The following is a 22,515-nucleotide window of genomic DNA, read 5'->3' on the forward strand; positions in this document are numbered from 1 at the left end:
TTAGATAATTCTTTGCTGTTGGGAAAAATAGGCGTATAAAGCCGTCCCGGCATTTGTTTGAGAGCACATACCCCTTGACCGCTTTAGTCCTACCCACTGGCCCGTCCGAAGGCGATGGTGATATCTTCACCCGGATAATCAAAAGCATCGAAAAGCAAGGGTACATTGTGCTCGATAATGCTTTCCCTGAAGAGGTGTTAAGCCGTCTGTTTGTTTACCTGAAAGACATTAACAAGGATGAGTTTCATCCTGCAGGTGTGGGGCGCGCCAATGGGTTTCAAATCAACGAGTTTACCCGCCGTGATCGCATCTGTTGGTTAGAAAAAGGGCCTGATGAGACGCAAAGCTATTTCGAATGGATCGAAACGCTACGGCAACGCATTAACCGTGATTTATTTCTTGGGTTGTTTGATTACGAATGCCACTTTGCCCATTACCCGAAAGGCGCATTCTATAAAAAGCATGTAGACGCGTTCAAAGGCCAGTCCAACCGCCGTTTATCAACCATCCTCTATTTGAATCCGCAATGGAATGTGAAGGACGGTGGAGAACTAGCGATGTACCAACCTTCAGTCGCTGAGCCGTTTATCAATGTTGAGCCGGTTTGGGGGCGTGTGGTGATTTTCTTGAGTGAAGTTTTTCCGCATGAAGTACTACCTGCAAGTCGAAGTCGTTACAGTCTTACGGGATGGTATCGTGTTAACGCAACCATCGGCGAAAACTTGGATCCGCCAAAATAGGATATAAGGTAGTCTTTTCGACGTTTTTTTGCGCACATATTAACGTTTAGCGCTGTTTTATTAACGGTTTCAACAACTGTTTTCTTCTTGTGTTAGCAAAAAAGGCGTTTTTTGCTAACAAAACTTGTCATTTCCTCTGTGTGTCCTTTTCGCGTCGTTGGCCAGAATAGCTGCCGCATCGTGACGCGTTGGTATTAATCAAGCAGTAGTTTCTGTCAACACGTTGCGCCTTCTTGTTTCACTTAAATCAAAAGATCTTATAGAGGACGCAAAATGCTAATGAGTGTGGCCAGATGTACTGGCGTAATTATATTAGTCACCCCGGCTTTTTTCTCAGCGGGCCACACGTGGGCTCAAGGTTCTTCTTATTCAGATAACGAAATGGAAGAAATCCTAGTGACTGGCCGAAAGCAGAATCTCGTCGGAGAGGCATCGTCTGCTTCTGAAGGCGTGGTTTCGCAGGCGGAGCTTGAAATTAGGCCTCTGCTCAGAACGGGTGAAGTATTAGAAACCGTACCGGGATTGGTCGCCACACAGCATTCTGGCCCCGGTAAAGCAAACCAGTATTTTCTGCGCGGATTTAACCTCGATCATGGTACTGACTTCGCTACGGTGATCGATAAAATGCCGGTGAATATGCGCACTCATGGTCATGGTCAGGGCTATACCGATCTCAACTTTATTATCCCTGAATTGGTAGGCGAGATTGTTTATCAAAAAGGCACTTACTACCCAGGCGTTGGGGATTTTTCTGGAACGGGTACGGCGCGAATGGCGTCGACGAATTCTTTAGGTGGCCACCAAATGAAGGTTGGTAGTGATTTTGGCCGTGAAAATTGGAATCGATTCCTAGCTTGGGGCCAGACTGAAACGGGCGACTACAGTCAATTTATTTATGGCGTTGAGTATGAAACGACCGATGGCCATTGGGATGATATCGAGTCCGACCTACAAAAGAAGAATATTTGGTTAAAACAGCAATGGCGTCAAGGCGATAGTGACTTTGCACTCACGTTCATGGCCTACGACAATAGTTGGAACTCTGCAGATCAAATTCCTGAGCGTGCAGTCGATTTGGGAATTATCACGGAATATGGTTCGTTGAATACAACCTCTGGCGGTGAGTCCAGTCGCTATAGCATATCGGGTAATTGGTCACGTCAAACGAAGAACACTCGTTTGGACGCAAGTGTTTATACGGTTGCTTATGAATTAGACCTCTATGCAGACTTCACCTATTTTCTAGATAACCCAATCCTCGGTGATCAACATAATCAAGTTGATGATCGAACAATCTACGGGTGGGATGTAGCTTGGAGTCATTTTTCAAAGGTAGCTGGTTTAGATATGGCGAATACCTTTGGAACACAAATGCGTTATGACGACATAGCAAAAGTTGGTATTTATCGAACCGAGGCACAGCAGCGCTACGATGTTTTTCGTATCGACAGCGTTGATGAATGGAGCACCGGATTGTACTGGGAAAACGAAATTAACTGGACTGAAAAATTCCGTACCGTAGTCGGCGTTCGTTACGATTATTACGATTTTGAAGTTAATCCAATTGAAGCGGGTGACTCTGCGTCTCTGGCAGTAAATGGGGGCAACGCATCGGATGATATTGTGACAAGTTCATTGAGCTTGATGTATGCGTTCAATGACGAAGTAGAAGCCTATGCAAGTATTGGTCAGGGATTTCATAGTAATGATGCGCGCGGTACGACTATCCAAGTCGACCCAACGAATGCAAGTGTGCAAGTCGAAAAAGTTGATCCACTAGTGGATACGCTTGGCTATGAATTTGGGCTGCGCGCATTTTTTACCGACAAGCTCAATGCATCGATTGCCCTATGGGCATTGGATATTGATTCTGAGCTTGTGTTTATTGGTGATTCGGGTGCAACTGAAGATACTGGCGTGGGAAGTGAACGCCGTGGTGTTGAAGTGACTGGCTACTACTATTTAAATGAAGCCTGGACTTTCGATATGGAATATTCCTACAGCGACGCGGCGTTTGTAGAGTCAGTGGATGGTTCAACGGATATTCCTGGAGCGTTAGAACATGTTATCAGTGCCGGCGTAAATACTAAATGGAGCGATAGTTTTTACACTAACATTCGCTTGCGATATTTTGATGAGTATCCATTGGATGGCGGCAGGACAGCGGACGCGAGCAGTATTGTCAACCTACGATTAAACTATGATATTACGTCGCAGTTATCTCTCTCACTTGATGTGTTGAATTTGTTTAATTCAGAAGATAAAGATATTCAATATGTCTATGAATCACAGATTAATGATTCACGCTCAGGTTACGTTGAAGCAAGCCCTGTAGAAGACTTACATTTCCACATCTTCGAACCGCGCGCCTACCACCTGAATCTCTCTTACCGATTTTAATATATTCTGTTCGTGCTCGTCATAAGCCCCTGCAAAGGGGCTTTTTTTTGTTTGAGATTTTACTCCAGTGAAAAGGCTAATCAGCGGCTGAAAACAACATTGGTCATTGCTTCTGACGTCATTGAAGCAATCGCGTTAATACCTCCGCGATTTATTTAACCCATAGCGTAGAAGATCACAACAACTCGATTGAAATCGATAATTGGTTGTTGGCAGTGCGTTTCCTAATCTTCACTTCTAAATGTATCCACAAAAACTTCCCTGTCTACGTGTCCGATAAAATTATTGCTAGTAACTATGTGACGGTGAGTAATTTTAGGTGGCTCGATAACGACGCCATGACTGGCTTTCTAGGTATTGTTAAAACGATTAAGATCAAAAAAACCGGCGACAAGATGATGACCTGCAGCCAAGTTTTAGATAAGTGGCGCATAGAAATACATTATGCGCGAGTTGGATGTGTGCGCCACCTCATGCTTTTAGGCGGTTGAGTGCTTATATCAGCGTACTAAAAATGCGAAAAGATTTATCTGGTGTATATTTATTGAAATATTGTGGAAATAATTAGGCGTAATGATAACCGGCTTGGATGTTGTATTCTGGGGCAATTCAACTAACTCAGCACAATAATGCCGCATGACATTGTCTTAGTTTTAGTTCGAACATATAAAGCTGCGCTGTTCTGGCACAACTTGAGCGACATTTTTACTTCTAGTCGAATCGAATTGTGATCTTTCACTCAAAATTATTACTTTAATCCTTCACGGGTAAATGTGGCATATTAATCGCTAATGCATTCGATGAATCAGTATCGCAAACATGCGGGAATGTGACTCCATAGAAGTCAGGTATAGTTCTTCACTTAATATTACAAGCGTAAACTGGTATCAACAGGTGTTACGTTGATGTAAAGCGGTATAGGTGTATGAAATGGCAACACAAATAACCAATATACGAAAAGAAATAATTCGGTTATTGAATGACAATGCTTTATCGGCATTGTTTCAGCCGATTGTCCAGCTAGACGGTGGAAACCTCTTCGCGTGCGAGGCCTTGATACGAGGCCCCATCAACACTAATTTTCACTTTCCTTATCGTTTGTTCGAAGCAGCTTCTCAATGTGGGTTACTTTCACAGTTAGAGTATGCGTCGAGACATGAATCTCTAAAAAGTTTCAGTAACCAAAATGAGAGCTGCCTACTATTTCTTAACGCGAGCCCTATGAGCTTGAACCAGGGTTATGCTGCATCTTTTAGATCCGACGTGCTTGCTCGTTACGGTTTATCGGCAAATCAAATCGTTATCGAAATTTCTGAGCAGTACCCAATGGGTGACATTCATAGCCTTAAAAATGCTATACATTTTTATCGTGATCAAGGATTCGGTATAGCGATAGATGATTTCGGGGCAGGTTACAGCAGTTTTAGACTGTGGGAAGAGTTGAGGCCCGATTTTGTCAAAATTGATAGACATTTTATCAATAACGTTGATAGCAACCCGGTTAAAAAGAAAATTCTTTCCTCTATTTTGTGGATAGCAGAAGAGGTGGGCTGTAAAACCATCGGCGAAGGCGTTGAGAATCAAGCGCAACTCAATACGTTGGTAGAGCTTGGAGTTGATTTTGCTCAGGGGTTTTTACTCGGGCGGCCTCAGCAGAAAGTGACTCGGCCTTTCATGCCTATTACACAAAAAGCGCAAACATTCAGTGAGTTTTTACGTTGTGGCTGAAGCGTCCTTGTTCCTGCTTGGTTCATACGAACGAAATAAAATGCTCTAATCTGAATCTATTAACCAAGACTTCAGTTCAACTGATCCGTTTATCTCTACGCACCAGGCACTGGTTTCCCAGTCACCAAGTACAACACGGCTAAATTGTTTTTTACCGTCATCAGACAAGAGCTTGTGCGTGTTTGGCCTGTGCGTGTGACCGTGAATAAGTATATCTGTGTTGTGAGCAATGAGGTCTTGGACAACCGCACTGTCGGTTACATCCATAATATCGCTTGGCTTACGACTATTCATGGTTTTGCTTTGTAGCCGAATCTGGCGACCGAGCGCCCGTCTTTCTTCCAGTGATTTGGAGAGGATTTCGTTTTGCCAAACTGGGGAGCGAGCCTGTTGGCGGAAGGATTGGTAGGCGGTATCGGCAGTGCAATAGGCATCGCCGTGAGCGAGTAAGTATTTTTTACCTTCGTGAATTAAGATATGGGGATCTGAAAGCAACGTTGTACCAGAATTCTTGGCAAAGCTTTCACCCACCAAAAAGTCGCGATTCCCGGGCATAAAATAGATTTTTAGCCCTTGCTGTGCCGCTAATTTTAAGTGGTGTTGAACGTCCAGTGCGAGAGGGGAGTCATCATCATCGCCCACCCACAACTCAAACAAGTCGCCAAGTATGTACAAAGCGCCAGGTTCCTGGCTCTTTTCTTCTAAGAATTGATAGAAGGCTTTGGTGACATGGGGACGTTGAGCGTCGAGATGGAGGTCTGCAATCAGGCTTATCATATCGACACCCAATATCAATGCCTTCGAAAGTTAGGATTCGCTAACAGTTACTTTTTCGATAACGATGGGGTCGTTAGGCACATCCTGGTGAAAACCTTTGTTGCCAGTTGCAACGCCCTTAATTTTCTCAACTGTATCCATACCTTCAACTACTTTGCCAAAGACGCAGTATCCCCAGCCTTGGCTGTTCTTGGCGGTGTGATTGAGGAATCCATTATCTTTAACGTTGATGAAAAACTGAGCAGTGGCGCTGTGTGGATCCATGGTTCGAGCCATCGCAAGCGTTCCAAGGTCATTTTTTAGGCCATTATCAGCTTCGTTTTCAATGGGCTCGCGAGTGGTCTTTTCTTGCATATCAGCATCCATACCACCACCCTGGATCATAAAACCGTCGATCACTCGGTGGAAAATAGTGCCTTCGTAGAAACCCTCTTCAGCATACTGTTTGAAATTTGCGGCTGTTTTGGGGGCGTTTTCGAAATCCAGTTCGATTACGATGTCGCCTTGGTTGGTCTGGAGGGTAATCATAAAAAAGCTCCAAAAATCTTAGATTTAGGTGATGTTGTGGTTAAAAGAGCGGGCTATAATACGCCGTTCAAAATGATTCTCAAGTATAGTCGAACCGAGGTGCGTGGCTCTATTAGTGAAACGCCGAAACGGGTGTTATCACGCCGATTTAGCGCACCTAAACGTTCACCTGATGCTGAAATAATCACATTCCAATTCACCTAAGAGCTCAATTCTTAAACGATAAGCATCCAATGACAGACAACCAAAAACCCCTGCACTTTATCGAGCAACTCGTCAAATCTGATCTAGAAGCTGGAAAGATTAATCAGCTGGTCACGCGATTTCCTCCTGAACCAAATGGCTATCTCCATATCGGACATGCCAAATCAATTTGCTTAAATTTTGGTCTGGCAGAGAAGTACCAAGGGAAGTGCCACCTCCGTTTCGATGACACAAACCCTGCAAAAGAAGATCAGGAGTTTGTCGAGTCGATCCAAGAAGATATCCGATGGCTAGGTTTTAAGTGGGATGGCGATGTTAGATATACATCTAACTATTTTGACCAACTCTACAATTGGGCCGTGGAACTGATTAACAACGGGCTCGCGTATGTGTGTGATCTGTCTGCTGAAGAGGCTAGGGAATACCGAGGGACGTTAACGGAACCGGGTAAAAACAGCCCCTATCGCGATCGTGCACCTGAAGAAAACTTGGCATTGTTTGAAAAAATGCGTGACGGCGGTTTTGAGGAAGGGCAATGCTCGCTAAGGGCTAAGATTGATATGAGTTCGCCTAACATCAATCTTCGTGATCCGATCATCTATCGCATTAAAAAAGCGTCCCACCACCAAACCGGCGATAAATGGTGCATATACCCATCTTACGATTTTGCTCATGGTCAAAGTGATGCGATTGAAGGTGTAACGCACTCATTGTGCACGCTGGAGTTTGAAGATCATCGCCCGTTATACGATTGGCTGATTCAGCACCTATCAGTCCCGAGTGAGCCACACCAAACAGAGTTTTCACGACTAAATCCAAACTACACAGTGACCAGCAAGCGAAAACTAAAACAGTTGGTAGATGAAAACCATGTCGAAGGGTGGGATGATCCACGAATGCCTACCATTTCTGGAATGCGGCGTCGGGGCTATACTGCGGCGTCAATTCGTAATTTCTGTGATGCCGCCGGTGTTACGCGTTCGTTGGGCATTACCGATGTCAGCATGCTTGAACACGCCATTCGTGATGATCTCGATAAAAATGCGCCTCGCGCTATGTGTGTGTTAAACCCACTTAAAATTATTCTAACTAATTATCCAGAAGACAGAACTGAAACCGTCACTGCACCGGGTCATCCCAATCGAGACGACCTCCCAGCACGTGCTTTACCGTTTTCACGTGAGATTTTCATCGATAAAGATGACTTTCGTGAATCCGCCAATAAAAAATATAAACGTTTAGTATTAGGTAAATCTGTACGTTTGCGTAATGCCTATGTGATTACGGCAGAAGACGTTCTGAAAGACGAGAGTGGCAATATTATTGAAGTACATTGTCGTTGCGACCTAGATACGTTAGGCAAAAATCCAGAAGACGGTACGAAACCTAAAGGTGTTATTCACTGGGTCGACGCGAAAGAAAACGTTAATTGTGAAGTAAGGTTGTACGACCGATTATTTGTGGATGAAGCCCCGGATGCGGGTGGGAAGAACTTTTTAGAGCTATTAAACCCTGATAGTTTAACCATATTAGAGAACTGCAAAGCAGAAAAAAGTTTGTCTACCGCCAGTGTCGGAGACCACTTTCAGTTTGAAAGGGAAGGCTACTTTACAATTGACAGCAAGTATTCAACGAATGAAAAGCCAGTGTTCAATCGCGCAATAGGCTTGCGTGACACTTGGGCTAAAATTGCTGATAGCTAATTTTTTAAAGTGTTTTATACACAAGGTTTTATGTAAATAAATCAAATGACTTTATATTTATACAACACGCAATCGCGACAAAAAGAAGAATTCATCCCTGCAGACCCTAATCGTATTACGATGTATGTTTGTGGTCCAACGGTGTACAACTACGCTCATATTGGTAATGCTCGTCCAGTCGTCGTTTTTGACACGCTTTTTCGCGTATTACAGAGTTTGTATGACAATGTCATCTACGCTCGTAATATCACGGATATTGACGACAAAATTATGGCTGCTGCAAAAGCCGAAGGGACTGATATAAAAACCATATCTGATCGCTATGAAAAAGCCTACAATGAAGATATGGGTGCATTAAATACCTTACCTCCAAGCATAACGCCCCACGCAACTGATCATTTACCTCAAATGATTGAAATGATGGCCTTGCTCGTTGAGAAAGGGCACGCCTATGTGGCTGATGGACACGTCATGTTTGCGGTTGATTCCATGCCTGAGTATGGAAGCTTATCCAATAGAAACCTCGAAGACATGTTGGCGGGTGCTAGGGTAGAGGTCGCTTCTTATAAAAAACATCCGGGCGATTTCGTGTTATGGAAGCCATCCTCTAATGATGAGCCAGGTTGGGATAGCCCCTGGGGACGCGGAAGACCAGGTTGGCATACCGAATGTGTGGTAATGATCGAAGCGCATTTGGGTAACACGATTGATATTCATGGTGGTGGCAAAGACTTAGTATTTCCTCATCATGAAAATGAGTTAGCGCAAAGTCATTGCGCGCATGACGGTGATACCTATGTGCGTTACTGGATGCACAACGCCTTTCTAAATTTAGAAGGCGAAAAGATGTCGAAGTCGTTAGGTAACATCAAAACAGTTCATGAATTGCTAGAACGCCACACCGGGGAAGCGCTACGTTTTGCTATTTTGTCTGCGCACTATCGTTCTGAACTTGATTTCACCGGCGCCTTGTTAGAGCAATCTAAGTCCAGTCTTGATTCATTGTACACAGCACTGAGAGAAGCTAAAGATGTTCCTTTGATCGATGTGGACTTGAGCGAATCGAAAGTTTATCAAGCACTTCTTGACGATATAAATACTCCTATCGCCATTAGTGAATTGCATCAACTGGGAAAACAATTAAACAAGGCAGCAGACCAGGATAAAGCAAAGATCAAATCGCTATTGCTTAAGTCAGGAGAGTTTATGGGGTTCTTGCAAGAAGACCCTGAAGCCTGGTTTCAAGCAGCAAGTGGCGATGTAATCAGTGCAGAGGATGTCGAAGCATTGATTGAAGAACGAGTTGCCGCCAAAAATAATAAAGATTATGGCCGTGCAGATGAAATTCGAGAATCACTCAAAGCACAGGGTATTATTCTAGAAGATAGCCGTGAGGGAACGAGTTGGAAGCGCGCTTAACCCATGAGAGCTTCGGCTAAGATAAAAAATTCAATAACGAGGTAAGAATGAGCTTTGCAATTGAACACCGGTTTCGTCGTTTAAGAAAAACGCCCGCTATACGCGATTTAGTTCGTCAAACACATTTCAGCACCGATGATTTAATTCTGCCGATTTTCGTAGAAGAAGGTATCGATACCAAAGTCGAGCTGTCGACTATGCCAGGTGTGTTCCGTTATCCAGAGAGTGAACTGGCGGAATTGGTAAAACGCGTTTGGTCTAAAGGGATAAAAGCAATTATCTTATTTGGCGTTTCGCACTGCAAAGATGGGGTCGGTAGCGATTCTTGGGATGACAATGGCTTGATGGCAAGAATCATCCGTATTGCCAAAGAAGCAGAACCTGAAATGCTTGTTATAAGCGACAACTGTTTTTGCGAATATACGGATCATGGGCATTGTGGTGTCGTGGTTGATGGTGATGTCGACAACGACTCAACGCTTGCCAATCTGCAAAAACAAGCGGTGGTTGCGGCCAATGCAGGCGTCGATATGATCGCACCATCAGGCATGATGGATGGAATGATCAGCGCGTTACGTGGCGCTCTAGATCAACATGGTTTTTCGCAGATACCCATCATGTCGTATTCCACTAAGTTCGCATCAGCGTTCTACGGCCCATTTCGTGATGCGGTGGATGTTCATTTAAAGGGTACTCGTGATTCTTATCAGCTAGACAAGTCTAACAGTAGAGAGGCCTTGGCCGAGTCCCTTCAAGATGAAGCTGAAGGCGCAGATATACTGATGGTGAAGCCTGCCACAGTTTACCTAGACGTCGTGGCAAATATCCGTGCGCATTCTTCATTGCCTATGGCGGTTTACCACGTCAGTGGCGAATATTCGATGATCAAAATTGCAGCAGAGCAGGGCGCAATTGACGAAAAAGCAGTCGTTCTTGAAACGATGATAGCGTTCAAGCGCGCTGGTGCTGATTTAATCCTGACCTATTTTGCTGAAGAGATAGCTGACTGGCTTGCTTAGTGATCGCTTGGCAAAAACTATTCAAGAGGAGTGTTAAGGTGAAATTCTTACCTATTTTTGTGGGTTTGTTTACCTGCTTGATGCTGACAGCGTGTGCGCCGGAGATTGGATCGGATGCATGGTGTAAGCAGTTGGAGGAAAAACCAAAAGGTGATTGGTCCTTTAATGAAGCAGCCGATTATGGAAAACACTGCATTATTAAATGAATAGGCCTAAGTTTAGAGCTTGTTATGATTGCAAGACATGTTAGTGGGTGCTTCAAGTGCCTACTAACGTAATATCTCCCTCCGTAAATTTCTTTAAATTCAATTAGTTAACACCATCTCCCGCAAACGCGTCGCATTTCTTAGAAATAATATGCAATCAAGAGCATTAGTAACGATTGCTAAACGTTATATAAATAAATGATATAAAACTAACACAATTCTAAAAACCCGTTATAATTTGGCGTACTAGTTCACATTTTTGGGGTATAAATCAACTTTTTTCTACACAATGTGAATTCGAGTCTTTCATGGATGCTGGAAGCATCACCTGTTAATGCAGTATCTACTGCCATAGTGAATGAGTCACTTATATGAACGATACCTACGGCTTGAAAATTCGTGAAATATTCCATTTTCGCTACGGCATCTGCCAAATGGTTTATTTTGCCCCGGCTAACTGCTGGGTGGGACTTAACGAAAAGAAGCAGACGCTCTGGGCTCCCAATGATAGTGGTGGCAATCCTCAAATGGACAGGGTTAAAAAGCCAAACTACGTCTATTCCCAACAGTTGGCTTACTTGCAAATTTTAAATCGAAACTACCAACCTGATTGCGTAGTGCTCGACATGAGCAGTAAAGAAACGACGCCCGCGTAATACGCTCGTCTTTTAAATCAAAACTGTTGAATAAAAGCTGCCTCCGGGCGGCTTTTTTTGTACCCTTACGCCCCCGAATCATTCTATCCAGTAAATCCTCGAGTAGTTGCACAGTCAGGTGCATAAGGTCCGTTCCATGAGTAGTAACTCCCAGCATTCGCTCGATTTTTATCCGTTTAAAGTTGAGTTACCCATACGCTATGAGGACTTGGATACCCAAGGCCATGTCAACAATGTCTCTATAGCCGGGCTTTATCAAGAATCTAGAGTTCAGTGTCATCGCGAGATTTTCCGTGATTTACGAAAACAGCCATGGAACGGTCCCGTACTGAGTAAAGTATTAGCCGAGATGAGGATTAGCTACCTAAGAGAGGTGCATTTTCCTCACGCTGTGACAATTGGGGTGGGTATTAGTCGAATAGGGAATTCCTCATACACCATGTCGTCAGCGATGTTTCAGTTAGGTAGTTGCGTGGGAACCAGCGATGCCACCTTGGTATACGTCAGTGAAGGGAAGGCGTACCCCATACCGACTGATGCGCGTTCAATATTAGACCAGTACGCCATCACAATACCGCTAACAGACGTAAGTCGATGAACCGCTAGTCCAGATAGTAAACGCTATGATGAATAAAGATTCTGATACGGAGCTTTTCGAAAAGCTTAATCGTGAAACAGCTAAAATCGACTGGAAGGGACTTGAACCTCATTATGCAATGGGATCCTTAGTGGTCGTGTCGCCGGGCACTGACCTCGTTCAAGTCGCTATTCATTTTGCTAAAGATAACGCCAAAGAAATACAGGCTCTATTAGAAAGCGGGCAGCTCGAGCGTGTTCAAGAGGGCCAAGCCGAAGAATATGGGCGGGCGGAAGAATCTTTTTGGGCGGTTGTTGTTGCGCCGTGGGTATTGATTCAGGCGGTTGAGTGAATACTAACGTGTTTTTGGCTATCGTTAGTGTTCGCTTATTTAGGTGGTTTGGCCGAGCTCGCCAAAAGTACGCCGAAAACCTCGGATTATGTCGCTTTGTGTAAGTATGCCAACGAGCTGATTTTGCTGATCAACAATAGGGGCGTGTCTGATTTTATCGAGGCGCATTTGATCCACGGCTTCTAACAAGGTGAGGTCTTCATAAAGCGTTCTGGCAGGTTTCGTCATATAGTCGCAGACTTTCAATTGAGACCAGTCTGCCTTTCCAAGCAGTGTTGAAAATATGGAAACTAGGTCTCGCTCTGTAATGATGCCAATTGGTTCGTTGTTCTCAGCTACTACTAAACAAGAAAAGAGGCGGTCCTTGAGTTCTGCGACGACTTCTTCAAGTGACGTATCAAAAGAGCAGCTAATCACATCGGCGGTCATGCAGTCGCGCACCCAAATTTCTTCAAGCATTGGCCATAGCCTCTCAGTGTGTTGTACCTATCTTATGTATAGCACAGTGACACTATTGCTTGGCTTTCTATCGTGTTGGTCATAGTGCAAACTATGACTACTTCTACTGAGGATATACGATGCTCCAGCGAATAAGTGTATTCACCTTCATTCTAGTCATCGCCGTAACGGCACTTGCAGCGCCACCAAAACAAACCGTTGTCGGGGACTTTTCCAGTGGGCAAGTCGTCGGTTGGGATGAAGAGTCTTTCAGCGGAAACACCGAATACTTAATCGTCGAGCAGCTAGGGGTTCCCGTTCTGCAAGCGAGTAGCCGTGCTAGCGCCTCTGGTTTAACCAAAAAAGTACGAATAGACCTGTGGCAATACCCATACCTAAATTGGAGTTGGATGATTAATAACCGCCTACCAGAGAGGGACCACCAAACCAAGGCGGGTGATGACTATCCTGTTCGTATTTATCTAATCATCGACGGCGGGTTGAAATTCTGGAAAAGCAAAGCCATTAATTACGTGTGGTCTTATAATCTTGCCAAGGGCTCGGCTTGGCCAAATGCGTATGCAGGGAACAACGTTGTCATGATTGCCGCACGTGACGGAAGTGATGACCCTAAGCGTTGGTATAACGAAAAACGGAATGTCCTGCAGGATCTACAAAAATATGTAGGGCCTGACGTTCGCTATATCGACGGTATTGCATTAATGACAGATACCGATGATACCAGTAGTTTTGTCAACAGTTTCTACGGTGATATCTATTTCTCGAATGAATAGATCTAATCGCTAGCAAATATTTCTTTAAGGAAAAAACTCATTGCCTCCCATGATCGTGAATCAGCCTCTTTGTTGTAGGCCGATCCATTCTCGGGTGAGTTTGCCGCTGGATTGGTAAAAGAATGATAGGTATTTCCGTATGCATGTATTTGCCAATCAGCCCCAGCCTTTGTCAGTTCATTGGCTAATGCCGTCAGCTTTTCCGATGGCACCATTGGGTCTTCGAATCCGTGAAGCGCTAACACTTTAGCATGCACCTTATTATTAGTTGTATTGCCTGGTGCATCGAACAAGCCGTGGAAAGACACAACACCTTTCACATCGGCTCCAGTTCGGGCTAAGTCTAGAACACATAACCCACCAAAACAGTATCCAATTGCTGCTATGTTGTTCGTATCGGTTGTTGCCAATGAGCGTGCGGCTGAGAGTGCGGCAATAATACGTTGTTGCAGATTTTCACGATCTTCAATGTACTGCGCCATCAACGCTCGGTTTTCGTCGAGTGTCGCACCGCGTATCCCTTTTCCATACATATCGATGGCAAACGCGTTGTAGCCAAGTTCTGCAATTTCTCGGCATTTTTGTTTTTCGAAATCTCCTAAGCCTCCCCACATATGACAGATCAACACAGTGGGGCGTACTTTATCGGCGTGTGTTACGGAGTAACCTTCGCAAACAGTTTCTTGGTCCAAGTAATCTACGAATTGTTCTTTGATTGTCATTGTTGGGAGCCGTAAACCTTATCAATAATGAAGCCTAGTGGAAGAATAGTATCAAAGTCTTTGGTATTGCCAGTCGTTTCCATTCATTACTAGTCGATGGTATTTGCCGTCTGATGTCAAATCACAGTCGTCATAAGCGACATCGTCTTCGTATAATATGATTCGTATCGGACCTGATTGCGCCAACTTTGGTCGGTAGGTTGGTGGATTCCTCGAGGCGGCAAACTGTAATGCTGCATCAGGTGTGTCGCAGCAGTGCAACTCTGATAATGTAACAAATGTCGGGGGCGTTAGTTGAAGTTTTCCTTCGCGGTGTTGCGTCAATATTTTTTTGGGTGTAAGCCAGTGGTAGTCAACTATCTCACTACCGTCGACAGTCACGGGCGTATCGAAAGGAACTTTTGATAGAAAAAACCACGTAGCATAGCGCCGAGGAATACCGACAGGTGTCACCCAGTGCGAATAAGACTCGAACCGAGAGGCGCTTAGATCAATATTTGTTTCTTCGAGTGCCTCTCGTCTCGCTGCATTCACTGCCGTTGAAATGTCATCTTTAATGCTGGTTTGATCGGCAGAGTCAATTGCTCCGCCCGGAAATACCCAGGCCCCACCATTTGTTTTCAGCTGAGTGTTTCTTTTCACTAGCAGCACTTCCAGTTGAGATTCTGCTTCGCGCATAATTACAACGGTTGAGGATGGTTTAGGTTTGGCTTCTGAATTTGACATACAATTATTATTTTTTGTGTCGTTATCTTTTATTGATACTGAGCTTAATCTCTTCGAAGCTCATCCTTAACAGCTATGGGAGTGGGTAAATAGAGCACAACAATGTAACTCGACACCAGGAATGTAAGAATGGCAGTTACCTGAATTAAGGTCGAGGCGCGCTCGGAGATGAGTGATCCATTTAGCGCAATTAACGCGATTAATAAGGAAAATTCACTGATCTGCCCTAAACGGAATCCAACATTCCAAGACATGAGCTTTTTCTCACTTTGTTTTGAAAGCAGCACGCGGAAAACAGCGGGTTTACCCAAGATTACTACGCTGGCAATAACAACACCGGCTAATAAAACCTCTCCAACGAGATCCATATTCATGGATGCGCCCAGCGAAAAGAAGAACAAAATCAGGAAGAAATCGCGCAGCGGTTTAAGGCTCAAGGCGATGTATTGTGCGATAGGACTCGTGGCAAGTGTGATGCCAGCGAGAAAGGCTCCAATTTCAGCGGACAAACCAATAGCATGAGTCAGCTGTGCTAAGCCAAGACACCATCCAAGTGCAACAAGAAAAACATACTCATGTATTCGATCAAATTTTAAAATAAGTTTTAATAAAACGTACCGAACGAATAGAAACGCAAAACCAGCAACTAGAGGAAGTTGAAGAAAAGCAAACCCTAGTTTTTTCACATCAACGGTGCCTAGATCTCCGCTGAGCAGCACGAGAAGGCAGACGATTGCCAAGAAATCTTGAAACAATAATAGACCGACCATCAACTCACCGGTGTGTCGATGATGCAAAACAGTTGTAGGTAAGAGTTTAATGCCAATGATGGTGCTAGAAAACATTAGCGCCATACCAATTACTAAGCAATCCGTATGGCTAAAGCCAAAAATTCTTCCAAGTCCATATCCGGATATGGCAAAAATAGCCGAGCTGATCAAGCCGACGAATGTAGCTTCTTTCAAAACGGACATTAAGGATTTTGGCTGCATATCCAGCCCTAATAGAAACAAAAGAAAAATAATCCCTATGCGAGATATTTCGGTCAACATCGGTACATTGTCGACCCAGCCCAATACATGTGGTCCAAGTAAGATACCGAGTAAAATATAGGCAACCAGAAGTGGCTGTCGAGAGTACAGTGCGAGCGACGCAATTAGCGCGGCACCAGTGAAAATAAGAAAAAACGAGTGAAAAAGGTTTGCTTCCATATTTGGGCTATAAGAGTCGCGGGGTGAGAGCATACGCTCTCGCTAATCACAGATATGTGCTCAGTGTATGCGAGTTTGGTGACTTTGTGAAACGAGACAATACTTTAAGATAGCCCCTTACTTACTTTTAGGGGGTAGAAAGGAAAAAGCCGCTCAAAATCAATTGTGCGGCTTTTAAATCTAACATAAGAGGCTTGAGCGACTTAAGCGCGTCGGCGGAATAGGGGAGTTGGTTGATCGACACCTGCCTGATAATACTCAGAAAAGTCATTGAGCGATTTTAAAGCACCTTCAACGTCGATATCCTCTGGCAAGCTAAAGGCATTATAGCCACAACGCTTTAAATAACAGAGTTGGTCACGAATGAACTGACCTACAGCCCTTAGTTCGCCGGTAAAGCCATAACGCTCGCGTAATAATCGACCTGTTGAAAATCCTCTGCCGTCCATAAACGCTGGGAAATTAACGGCAATAATTGGCAGAGAGAGAAGGTCGTTTTTGACTTCGCTGATATCATCGTGCCCGTTAAGCCATACAGATACATTGCCACGACTTGATAACACAGCGGCATTCTCTTGCCAAACAGCTAACGGAACGATTACCGGCCCTTCAGGTGGGGCATCAATAGAAAGATCTTCTTGGTCTAGTAGTGTCCACTCATCAGTGTGGAGTTCGCCGTTTTTAATTAGCTTTCGCATATACACGCTCCTTAAAGGGGGCCAAGCCTATACGGCGATAGGTATCAATAAATAGTTCTTCAGCTTGGCGTTGATCAACGTAGACACCAAGAATCGTGCTCAATACATCAGTGACTTGTTCGCGACCAAACGATGGGCCAAGAACCGCGCCAAGGGCAGTCTCGCTGCCTGTACTACCACCGAGCTGAATTTGATAAAACTCTTGCCCTTTTTTATCGACACCTAGGATACCGATATGGCCGACATGGTGGTGACCACAGGCATTCATACAACCTGAAATATTGAGGTCGAGATCGCCCAAGTCATAGATGTAATCAAGGTCATCGAATTTTCTTTGAATAGCCTCTGCAACAGGAATTGACTTAGCATTAGCCAAAGAGCAGTAATCGCCACCAGGGCAGCAAATGATGTCTGTTAGTGTGCCAATGTTCGGTGTAGCAAAACCGGCTTGTTTTAGGGATTGCCAAAGTGGATACAGATCAGCCTTCGAGACATCACCGAACACCATATTTTGTTCGTGTGTTGTGCGCACCTCGCCAAAACTGTATTGATCAGCTAAATCAGCAAGCGTCTCTAGTTGCACATCGGTCACATCACCCGGTGGAATGCCGGCAGGTTTCAGCGATAGTGTGACGATTGCGTAACCCGGAATTTTATGAGCACTTACATTGCGCTCTAACCAGCGTTCAAATGCTTTTTCTTCCTTGGCCTTAGCTTGTAGCTCCTCATTGAGGGAAGCGTCATCCAATGTCTGATAGTCTGGCGCGGTAAAAAAGGTTTTGGCACGCGCTAACTCCTCAGCGGTTAGAACACTGTCAGAGGCTTTTAAATGCTGCCACTCAGCTTCAACCTGCTCAGCAAACGCGTCGGCGCCCATCGCTTTAACAAGTATCTTAATCCGTGCTTTATATTTGTTATCTCGGCGGCCGTGAAGATTATAGATTCGTAAGATTGCTTCAAGGTAAGTGAGGATATCGTGCTCGGGTAAGAATTCTTTAATAACGCTTCCAATGACTGGAGTGCGACCAAGACCACCACCCACAAGCACACGAAAACCAGTGTTTCCGTTCTGGTCTTTAGCCATCTGTAGACCAATATCATGAACCTGAACCGCGGCTTGATCTTGTGGCGAGCCAGTGACAGCAATCTTGAATTTCCGGGGCAAAAATGCAAATTCAGGGTGGAAGCTCGACCACTGACGAATAATTTCGCAGTAAGGGCGAGGATCAATAATTTCGTGAGGAGAAATACCCGCAAATTGGTCTGACGTTACATTACGAATGCAGTTGCCGCTGGATTGTGTTGCGTGCATTTGTACTTTAGATAACTCTTCCAGTATATCTGGTACTTCCGCCAATTCGGGCCAATTCAATTGGACGTTTTGGCGCGTGCTGATATGGCAGTAGCCTTTGTCAAAATGCCGCGTAATGTATGCAAGGCGTCGTAGCTGCTCAGTGTTCAACATGCCGTAGGGGACATTGATTCTGAGCATAGGGGCGAGGCGTTGAACATAAAGGCCATTCTGTAGCCGCAGCGGAAGAAACTCTTCTTCGCGCAATTCACCGGCCAAGTAGCGCTGTGTTTGATCACGAAATTGTGCAATTCGCTGTGACAAGATGTCGTGATCATGTTGATCGTATACGTACATTACGTTTGACTACCCAAGTTGATAAAACAAAAACAGAGTACTAGCGCGGAGGCCAACTATCGTAAAGGCTGAGAAAACACCCGGTACCCCGTGAAAAAAGAGGCGCGAAGGATACACTAAATGTGATTATCGGGCGATACGGCTAGATAATTTCTAAGCGCAGTAAATTAGCACCAAGCCGGTGGTGTGTAAAATCACTAAAAAGTATCGTTAGATAGCCAAAAGGCATAAAAATACGCCATTGAGTATGCCAAAAGTGTGAAAACCGGTTATCATGTGCGCCGAAATTATTTAGGTCAGCACCACTGGGTGCAAAAATCGATTTGGGTAGAAGGAGTAATTCAATGTCCGACGAAAGTAACCCTGCAAAAGATAGTGGCAATGGTTTGTACGATGCATTGGCCGCTGCTGGATTGTTAGTGATTATCATCACGACGGTTGTTTTTTGGGTTAGCTCTCAATAGAAACTGCTTGAGGTAACGTCAAAGGCCTCGCCTGATTATCAGGTGGGGCCTTTTTTATGCCTTACCTTTATGAATCCTGGGTATTAAAAAATGACCCGTTTATAGTCGTGTGTAATACTTTTTTCGTACGTTCATCTCTCTAAATAACCCTTCGTTTCCACCTTCTTGACCCAAATTCTCCAGGCAACTAATTTCTACCCACAACGTTAATGGTGTGGAAGTGCTGTCCGTGGATTTGTTTAGAAAAAAGCCAGCTGTGCAAGACGAATTTGTATTGCACAACAGTTATGCGTTTTGGATCTCGCGCCTGGCGAATACGCTGCAGGATCAATTCAATCAGCGTCTTAAGCCCTTAGATGTGACTTGGCCGCAGTGGATGGTACTAAACGTACTGGACCAAGGGACCGCAAAGACACCAGCGAGTATTGCGGAGCAAATTGGTATTGACCGTTCTGCGGTCACCAGGTTATTGGATAGGTTGGAGAATAAACAGCTTATCGAACGGCTTCATGACAAGTTAGATAGGCGCTCTGTGATCATCAAAATGACATCCCAAGGCGCCAAGTTGATCGAAGAACTCAATGAGTTAGCACAGGAGCACCAAGATCATTTTTTGAGTGCGTTACCGAATACTGAGCACAGAAGCTTTAAAGGTAACATCCAAAAATTGCTTCGAATCAGTGGAATTGACAGTTTGTCTCTCTGGAAGTAAGTAAACCCCCTATAGCCGAATTTGTAGTACGGTTAACTTTGAAGCCAGCTTTCGCTGGCTTTTTTTTCACCTTTTAAAAGTGGGTGCCGGGAATATTTTCCCTTTTATAGGGGGTTTTAAGCAATATGAGTGTCTAGGCTATTATTGATTCTAATATAATATTAAAAGTTAGGCAGGTTTAGGCGCCCGCGCTTTTAAGAATTTGCTTAACGATAAAGATAAGTGAAATCACAAAAATGGTTGTGAATATAATGCCCGCAGTGGCGTATACCTTGATGCTACCGTATTTAAAATCGCGCTCCCGTGCCTTGTTGCTTTGAACGCCAAAAGCTGCGGCCAGTGTGCTGGCTAGTATTTGGAGAAAGGTTGGTGGTTTTTCAGTTTCTTGCGCCTCGTCCATTTCGTTGTTAGTAGGCTCAGTGCTCATATCTCGTCTCTTTTGTGATGCTATTGTTCATGGGATCTTTCTAGATTTTAACCTGCGTGTCCACCCTCAAGGTAAACTTCATAAGCGCGAATCACATCCACCAGTCGAAAAACTAAGGGAAATGATTCCCAGCTTGAATCTGCAATGAGCACAACACGCCGTTGTGATTTGGTGATCATACGAGGTGAGATAAGTTGGCTATGAATAATTGCAGAAAGTTTTCTAAGGGCTCTAATGGATAAGTTCGCTACCCGTTGTATTAACAGGCGTTACTTTAGAAAGGCTGCTGACGTGTTTGGAGCTGCAAGATGGGCAAATTTTAGAGGCAATAGTATTGTTTTGAACGAGTACTGATAGCTGTTTGGTGGAGCCGACCCAGCCACAGCGACATTTCCAGAATTCCAACCAGTTGTGGTCTTTCCGTTTAGCCATTGCCAGTTTCCCCACGCTTTCCAATCGAGTCGGGGTGGGAGTATCGCAGAGCTTTTTGAGATCGACAAGTTTTGTTATGGAGTGAGGTTCAAATCAATCGTTATATAGGGGTGAGGCAATAGAGGCTGTTAAAGTGTTACGTCAAATATGAAATTTAAGCTTTTGAAATGTAATAAAAAAGCGCCCCGAAAGGCGCTTTAGCTATTCAATTGGCGGTGGCCTTACATATTAGGGTAGTTCGGCCCACCGGTGCCCTCAGGTGCAACCCAAGTAATGTTCTGGGCCGGGTCTTTGATGTCGCACGTTTTACAGTGAACACAGTTCTGAGAGTTGATCTGGAACTTCTTGCTGCCATCATCTTCTTCAACGATTTCGTAAACACCAGCAGGGCAGTAACGTTGCGCTGGTTCGTCGTATAGCGGCAAGTTTTTATCAAGCGGAATCGAAGGATCTTTAAGCTTCAAGTGACAGGGCTGATCTTCTTCGTGGTTGGTGTTCGATAGGAAAACCGATGACAACTTATCAAAGCTCAGTTTGCCGTCGGGCTTAAGGTAATCGATCTTCTTGCAGTCAGCCGCAGGTTTTAAAGCCGCATAATCAGGCTTTTTGTCACGCAGCGTCCAAGGCAAATGGCCAAAGAACAGGTTTTGATCGATAAAGGTGTATGCAGAACCCAGCCAGAACCCGAACTTGTGAAGTGCAGGAACGATATTGCGTTGCTTCTCGAGCTCTTTGTATGCCCAAGACCACTCATACGCCGTCTTGAAGGAGGTAACCTCGTCGTTTGCACGCTCTTCGGCAAGTGCTTTAACAACTTGTTCGGCGGCCAGCATGCCAGTCTTCATGGCCGTATGAGAGCCTTTAATCTTCATGTAGTTCAAAGTACCCGCGTCATCACCCAGTAAGAAACCACCAGGGAATGTCATCTTAGGTAATGACTGAATGCCGCCTTTGATGAGTGCGCGCGCGCCGTACGAAATGCGCTCGCCGCCTTCTAGGTATTGCGCAAAAGCGGGGTGATGCTTCATACGCTGGAATTCGTCATAAGGGCTTACGTGTGGGTTTTCATAATCTAAGTTAGTAATCAAACCACAGGCGACTTGGTTGTCTTCCAGGTGGTATAAGAATGCACCACCCATGGTGCCACTTTCAGTTAGAGGCCAGCCAGCGCCGTGGAGTACAAGGCCAGGCTCGTGTTTGTCAGCAGGGATCTTCCACAGCTCTTTGATACCGATACCGTAGTGCTGTGGATCGCTATCAGCGTCCAAGTTGAACTTGGCGATTAATTGTTTGCCAAGGTGGCCGCGGCAACCTTCGCAGAATAGGGTGTACTTGGCGTGTAGCTCCATACCCGGCATGTAGGAGTCTTTTTGTTCGCCGTTCATGCCGATACCCATGTCGCCTGTTGCGATACCCTTAACCGAGCCGTCTTCGTTGTAGAGGACCTCAGACGCCGCAAAGCCTGGGAAAATTTCTACACCCAGTGCTTCCGCCTGCTCGCCTAACCAACGGCAGACATTACCTAGGCTGACAATGTAGTTGCCTTCGTTATGCATCGCTGGTGGGATGATGGGGTAAGGCATTTTGACTGTGTGCTTCTGCGTAAGAAACACGTGTAACTCGTCGCGAGTCACGGGCGTATTCAATGGCGCGCCCATTTCTTTCCAGTTGGGGAAGAGTTCATTAAGCGCGGTGGGTTCGAGAACAGCACCAGATAGAATATGGGCACCAACCTCAGAGCCTTTTTCAACCACACACACAGTGAGCTCTTCGTTGAGTTGGCGTAGTCGACAAGCTGCAGCCAGACCAGAAGGGCCAGCACCGACGATGACTACGTCGTATTCCATACTTTCTCTTTCCACAATATTCTCCTCTAATGCTATGTAAAGCCGGATTCGCAAACGGCTGTGGGAGCCTGGATTTGAGTAAAATCA

At 44.9% G+C, this 22,515-nt stretch carries 22 protein-coding genes; 12 read left to right on the forward strand and 10 right to left on the reverse strand.

Annotation, left to right across the window (positions count from 1 at the left end; all coding sequences use genetic code 11):
* The first annotated feature begins 74 nt into the window (after positions 1 to 74).
* The 3 genes from ACZ5NB_RS09140 to ACZ5NB_RS09150 all read left to right on the forward strand — a co-directional run bounded on the left by ACZ5NB_RS09140 (position 75) and on the right by ACZ5NB_RS09150 (position 4,868).
* Positions 75 to 740 carry a 2OG-Fe(II) oxygenase gene (locus ACZ5NB_RS09140; protein ID WP_460232949.1) on the forward strand — a complete coding sequence of 222 codons (666 nt, stop codon included), beginning with the start codon at positions 75 to 77 and terminating at the stop codon, positions 738 to 740.
* A 279-nt stretch (positions 741 to 1,019) separates the two neighbouring features.
* Positions 1,020 to 3,140, forward strand: a complete 2,121-nt coding sequence (locus ACZ5NB_RS09145; protein ID WP_464107908.1) for a TonB-dependent receptor — start codon at positions 1,020 to 1,022, stop codon at positions 3,138 to 3,140.
* 930 nt (positions 3,141 to 4,070) lie between these two features.
* Positions 4,071 to 4,868: an EAL domain-containing protein gene (locus ACZ5NB_RS09150; RefSeq protein ID WP_460232953.1), complete on the forward strand. Its 798-nt coding sequence runs from the start codon at positions 4,071 to 4,073 to the stop codon at positions 4,866 to 4,868.
* Between the two features lie 45 nt (positions 4,869 to 4,913).
* On the opposite strand, the gene ACZ5NB_RS09155 is transcribed toward ACZ5NB_RS09150, so the two are convergent.
* Together ACZ5NB_RS09155 and ACZ5NB_RS09160 are read right to left on the reverse strand one after the other, a co-directional pair.
* Entirely contained in the window at positions 4,914 to 5,645 is a 732-nt protein-coding gene (locus ACZ5NB_RS09155; RefSeq protein WP_460232954.1) for a UDP-2,3-diacylglucosamine diphosphatase, read from the reverse strand.
* Positions 5,646 to 5,675: 30 nt separating this feature from the next.
* Positions 5,676 to 6,173 carry a peptidylprolyl isomerase gene (locus ACZ5NB_RS09160; protein WP_460232955.1) on the reverse strand — a complete coding sequence of 166 codons (498 nt, stop codon included), beginning with the start codon at positions 6,171 to 6,173 and terminating at the stop codon, positions 5,676 to 5,678.
* Between the two features lie 233 nt (positions 6,174 to 6,406).
* On the opposite strand from ACZ5NB_RS09160, the gene ACZ5NB_RS09165 reads away from it, so the two are divergent.
* The 7 genes from ACZ5NB_RS09165 (at position 6,407) to ACZ5NB_RS09195 (ending at position 12,309) form a co-directional block, all read left to right on the forward strand.
* The gene (locus tag ACZ5NB_RS09165; protein ID WP_460232956.1) at positions 6,407 to 8,080 is read left to right on the forward strand and encodes a glutamine--tRNA ligase/YqeY domain fusion protein; all 1,674 of its coding nucleotides are present in this window, start codon (positions 6,407 to 6,409) and stop codon (positions 8,078 to 8,080) included.
* Between the two features lie 45 nt (positions 8,081 to 8,125).
* The gene (gene cysS / locus ACZ5NB_RS09170) at positions 8,126 to 9,499 is read left to right on the forward strand and encodes a cysteine--tRNA ligase (RefSeq protein ID WP_460232957.1); all 1,374 of its coding nucleotides are present in this window, start codon (positions 8,126 to 8,128) and stop codon (positions 9,497 to 9,499) included.
* Positions 9,500 to 9,546: 47 nt separating this feature from the next.
* Positions 9,547 to 10,518, forward strand: a complete 972-nt coding sequence (gene hemB, locus ACZ5NB_RS09175; RefSeq protein ID WP_460232958.1) for a porphobilinogen synthase — start codon at positions 9,547 to 9,549, stop codon at positions 10,516 to 10,518.
* Positions 10,519 to 10,556: 38 nt separating this feature from the next.
* On the forward strand, positions 10,557 to 10,724 hold the full coding sequence (locus tag ACZ5NB_RS09180) for a DUF3012 domain-containing protein (RefSeq protein ID WP_460232959.1): 168 nt from the start codon (positions 10,557 to 10,559) through the stop codon (positions 10,722 to 10,724).
* A 371-nt stretch (positions 10,725 to 11,095) separates the two neighbouring features.
* On the forward strand, positions 11,096 to 11,380 hold the full coding sequence (locus ACZ5NB_RS09185) for a hypothetical protein (RefSeq protein WP_460232960.1): 285 nt from the start codon (positions 11,096 to 11,098) through the stop codon (positions 11,378 to 11,380).
* Between the two features lie 136 nt (positions 11,381 to 11,516).
* Positions 11,517 to 11,978, forward strand: coding sequence for an acyl-CoA thioesterase (locus ACZ5NB_RS09190; RefSeq protein ID WP_460232961.1), 462 nt, complete (start codon positions 11,517 to 11,519; stop codon positions 11,976 to 11,978).
* 25 nt (positions 11,979 to 12,003) lie between these two features.
* The gene (locus ACZ5NB_RS09195; RefSeq protein WP_460232962.1) at positions 12,004 to 12,309 is read left to right on the forward strand and encodes a DUF2288 domain-containing protein; all 306 of its coding nucleotides are present in this window, start codon (positions 12,004 to 12,006) and stop codon (positions 12,307 to 12,309) included.
* 39 nt (positions 12,310 to 12,348) lie between these two features.
* Here the strand turns inward: ACZ5NB_RS09195 and ACZ5NB_RS09200 are convergent, their stop codons facing one another.
* Positions 12,349 to 12,768 (reverse strand): CBS domain-containing protein, encoded by a 420-nt coding sequence (locus ACZ5NB_RS09200; protein WP_460232963.1) that lies wholly within the window; start codon positions 12,766 to 12,768, stop codon positions 12,349 to 12,351.
* Positions 12,769 to 12,887: 119 nt separating this feature from the next.
* On the opposite strand from ACZ5NB_RS09200, the gene ACZ5NB_RS09205 reads away from it, so the two are divergent.
* On the forward strand, positions 12,888 to 13,541 hold the full coding sequence (locus ACZ5NB_RS09205; protein WP_460232964.1) for a DUF3047 domain-containing protein: 654 nt from the start codon (positions 12,888 to 12,890) through the stop codon (positions 13,539 to 13,541).
* Between the two features lie 2 nt (positions 13,542 to 13,543).
* On the opposite strand, the gene ACZ5NB_RS09210 is transcribed toward ACZ5NB_RS09205, so the two are convergent.
* From ACZ5NB_RS09210 to ACZ5NB_RS09230, 5 genes are all read right to left on the reverse strand, one after another.
* Entirely contained in the window at positions 13,544 to 14,263 is a 720-nt protein-coding gene (locus ACZ5NB_RS09210) for a dienelactone hydrolase family protein (RefSeq protein WP_460232965.1), read from the reverse strand.
* Between the two features lie 51 nt (positions 14,264 to 14,314).
* Positions 14,315 to 14,989, reverse strand: a complete 675-nt coding sequence (locus ACZ5NB_RS09215; protein ID WP_460232966.1) for an NUDIX hydrolase — start codon at positions 14,987 to 14,989, stop codon at positions 14,315 to 14,317.
* Between the two features lie 44 nt (positions 14,990 to 15,033).
* Complete coding sequence (locus ACZ5NB_RS09220) at positions 15,034 to 16,200, reverse strand: cation:proton antiporter domain-containing protein (protein ID WP_460232993.1); 1,167 nt, start codon at positions 16,198 to 16,200, stop codon at positions 15,034 to 15,036.
* A 203-nt stretch (positions 16,201 to 16,403) separates the two neighbouring features.
* Positions 16,404 to 16,898 (reverse strand): DUF934 domain-containing protein, encoded by a 495-nt coding sequence (locus ACZ5NB_RS09225; RefSeq protein ID WP_460232967.1) that lies wholly within the window; start codon positions 16,896 to 16,898, stop codon positions 16,404 to 16,406.
* Positions 16,882 to 18,546 carry a nitrite/sulfite reductase gene (locus ACZ5NB_RS09230; RefSeq protein ID WP_460232968.1) on the reverse strand — a complete coding sequence of 555 codons (1,665 nt, stop codon included), beginning with the start codon at positions 18,544 to 18,546 and terminating at the stop codon, positions 16,882 to 16,884. The genes ACZ5NB_RS09225 and ACZ5NB_RS09230 overlap by 17 nt, the downstream gene beginning before the upstream one ends.
* Before the next feature lie 693 nt (positions 18,547 to 19,239).
* Here ACZ5NB_RS09230 and ACZ5NB_RS09235 point away from each other — a divergent pair.
* A complete protein-coding gene (locus ACZ5NB_RS09235) occupies positions 19,240 to 19,722 on the forward strand; it encodes a MarR family winged helix-turn-helix transcriptional regulator (protein WP_460232969.1) in 483 nt (160 codons plus the stop codon).
* Positions 19,723 to 19,900: 178 nt separating this feature from the next.
* On the opposite strand, the gene ACZ5NB_RS09240 is transcribed toward ACZ5NB_RS09235, so the two are convergent.
* Together ACZ5NB_RS09240 and ACZ5NB_RS09245 are read right to left on the reverse strand one after the other, a co-directional pair.
* A complete protein-coding gene (locus tag ACZ5NB_RS09240) occupies positions 19,901 to 20,149 on the reverse strand; it encodes a DUF2970 domain-containing protein (protein ID WP_460232970.1) in 249 nt (82 codons plus the stop codon).
* A 653-nt stretch (positions 20,150 to 20,802) separates the two neighbouring features.
* Positions 20,803 to 22,443 carry an electron transfer flavoprotein-ubiquinone oxidoreductase gene (locus tag ACZ5NB_RS09245; protein WP_460232971.1) on the reverse strand — a complete coding sequence of 547 codons (1,641 nt, stop codon included), beginning with the start codon at positions 22,441 to 22,443 and terminating at the stop codon, positions 20,803 to 20,805.
* Between the last annotated feature and the right edge of the window lie 72 nt (positions 22,444 to 22,515).

This window comes from Aurantivibrio plasticivorans, from assembly GCF_055392955.1.

Excerpts from the sequence above, each read along its gene's own strand:
- ACZ5NB_RS09145 (WP_464107908.1), top strand. The coding sequence starts at position 1,020 with ATGAGTGTGGCCAGATGTACTGGCGTAATTATATTAGTCACCCCGGCT.
- ACZ5NB_RS09150 (WP_460232953.1), top strand. The coding sequence starts at position 4,071 with ATGGCAACACAAATAACCAATATACGAAAAGAAATAATTCGGTTATTG.
- ACZ5NB_RS09155 (WP_460232954.1), bottom strand. The coding sequence starts at position 5,645 with ATGATAAGCCTGATTGCAGACCTCCATCTCGACGCTCAACGTCCCCAT.
- ACZ5NB_RS09160 (WP_460232955.1), bottom strand. The coding sequence starts at position 6,173 with ATGATTACCCTCCAGACCAACCAAGGCGACATCGTAATCGAACTGGAT.
- ACZ5NB_RS09165 (WP_460232956.1), top strand. The coding sequence starts at position 6,407 with ATGACAGACAACCAAAAACCCCTGCACTTTATCGAGCAACTCGTCAAA.
- cysS (WP_460232957.1), top strand. The coding sequence starts at position 8,126 with ATGACTTTATATTTATACAACACGCAATCGCGACAAAAAGAAGAATTC.
- hemB (WP_460232958.1), top strand. The coding sequence starts at position 9,547 with ATGAGCTTTGCAATTGAACACCGGTTTCGTCGTTTAAGAAAAACGCCC.
- ACZ5NB_RS09185 (WP_460232960.1), top strand. The coding sequence starts at position 11,096 with ATGAACGATACCTACGGCTTGAAAATTCGTGAAATATTCCATTTTCGC.
- ACZ5NB_RS09190 (WP_460232961.1), top strand. The coding sequence starts at position 11,517 with ATGAGTAGTAACTCCCAGCATTCGCTCGATTTTTATCCGTTTAAAGTT.
- ACZ5NB_RS09195 (WP_460232962.1), top strand. The coding sequence starts at position 12,004 with ATGATGAATAAAGATTCTGATACGGAGCTTTTCGAAAAGCTTAATCGT.
- ACZ5NB_RS09200 (WP_460232963.1), bottom strand. The coding sequence starts at position 12,768 with ATGCTTGAAGAAATTTGGGTGCGCGACTGCATGACCGCCGATGTGATT.
- ACZ5NB_RS09205 (WP_460232964.1), top strand. The coding sequence starts at position 12,888 with ATGCTCCAGCGAATAAGTGTATTCACCTTCATTCTAGTCATCGCCGTA.
- ACZ5NB_RS09210 (WP_460232965.1), bottom strand. The coding sequence starts at position 14,263 with ATGACAATCAAAGAACAATTCGTAGATTACTTGGACCAAGAAACTGTT.
- ACZ5NB_RS09215 (WP_460232966.1), bottom strand. The coding sequence starts at position 14,989 with ATGTCAAATTCAGAAGCCAAACCTAAACCATCCTCAACCGTTGTAATT.
- ACZ5NB_RS09220 (WP_460232993.1), bottom strand. The coding sequence starts at position 16,200 with ATGGAAGCAAACCTTTTTCACTCGTTTTTTCTTATTTTCACTGGTGCC.
- ACZ5NB_RS09225 (WP_460232967.1), bottom strand. The coding sequence starts at position 16,898 with ATGCGAAAGCTAATTAAAAACGGCGAACTCCACACTGATGAGTGGACA.
- ACZ5NB_RS09230 (WP_460232968.1), bottom strand. The coding sequence starts at position 18,546 with ATGTACGTATACGATCAACATGATCACGACATCTTGTCACAGCGAATT.
- ACZ5NB_RS09240 (WP_460232970.1), bottom strand. The coding sequence starts at position 20,149 with ATGAGCACTGAGCCTACTAACAACGAAATGGACGAGGCGCAAGAAACT.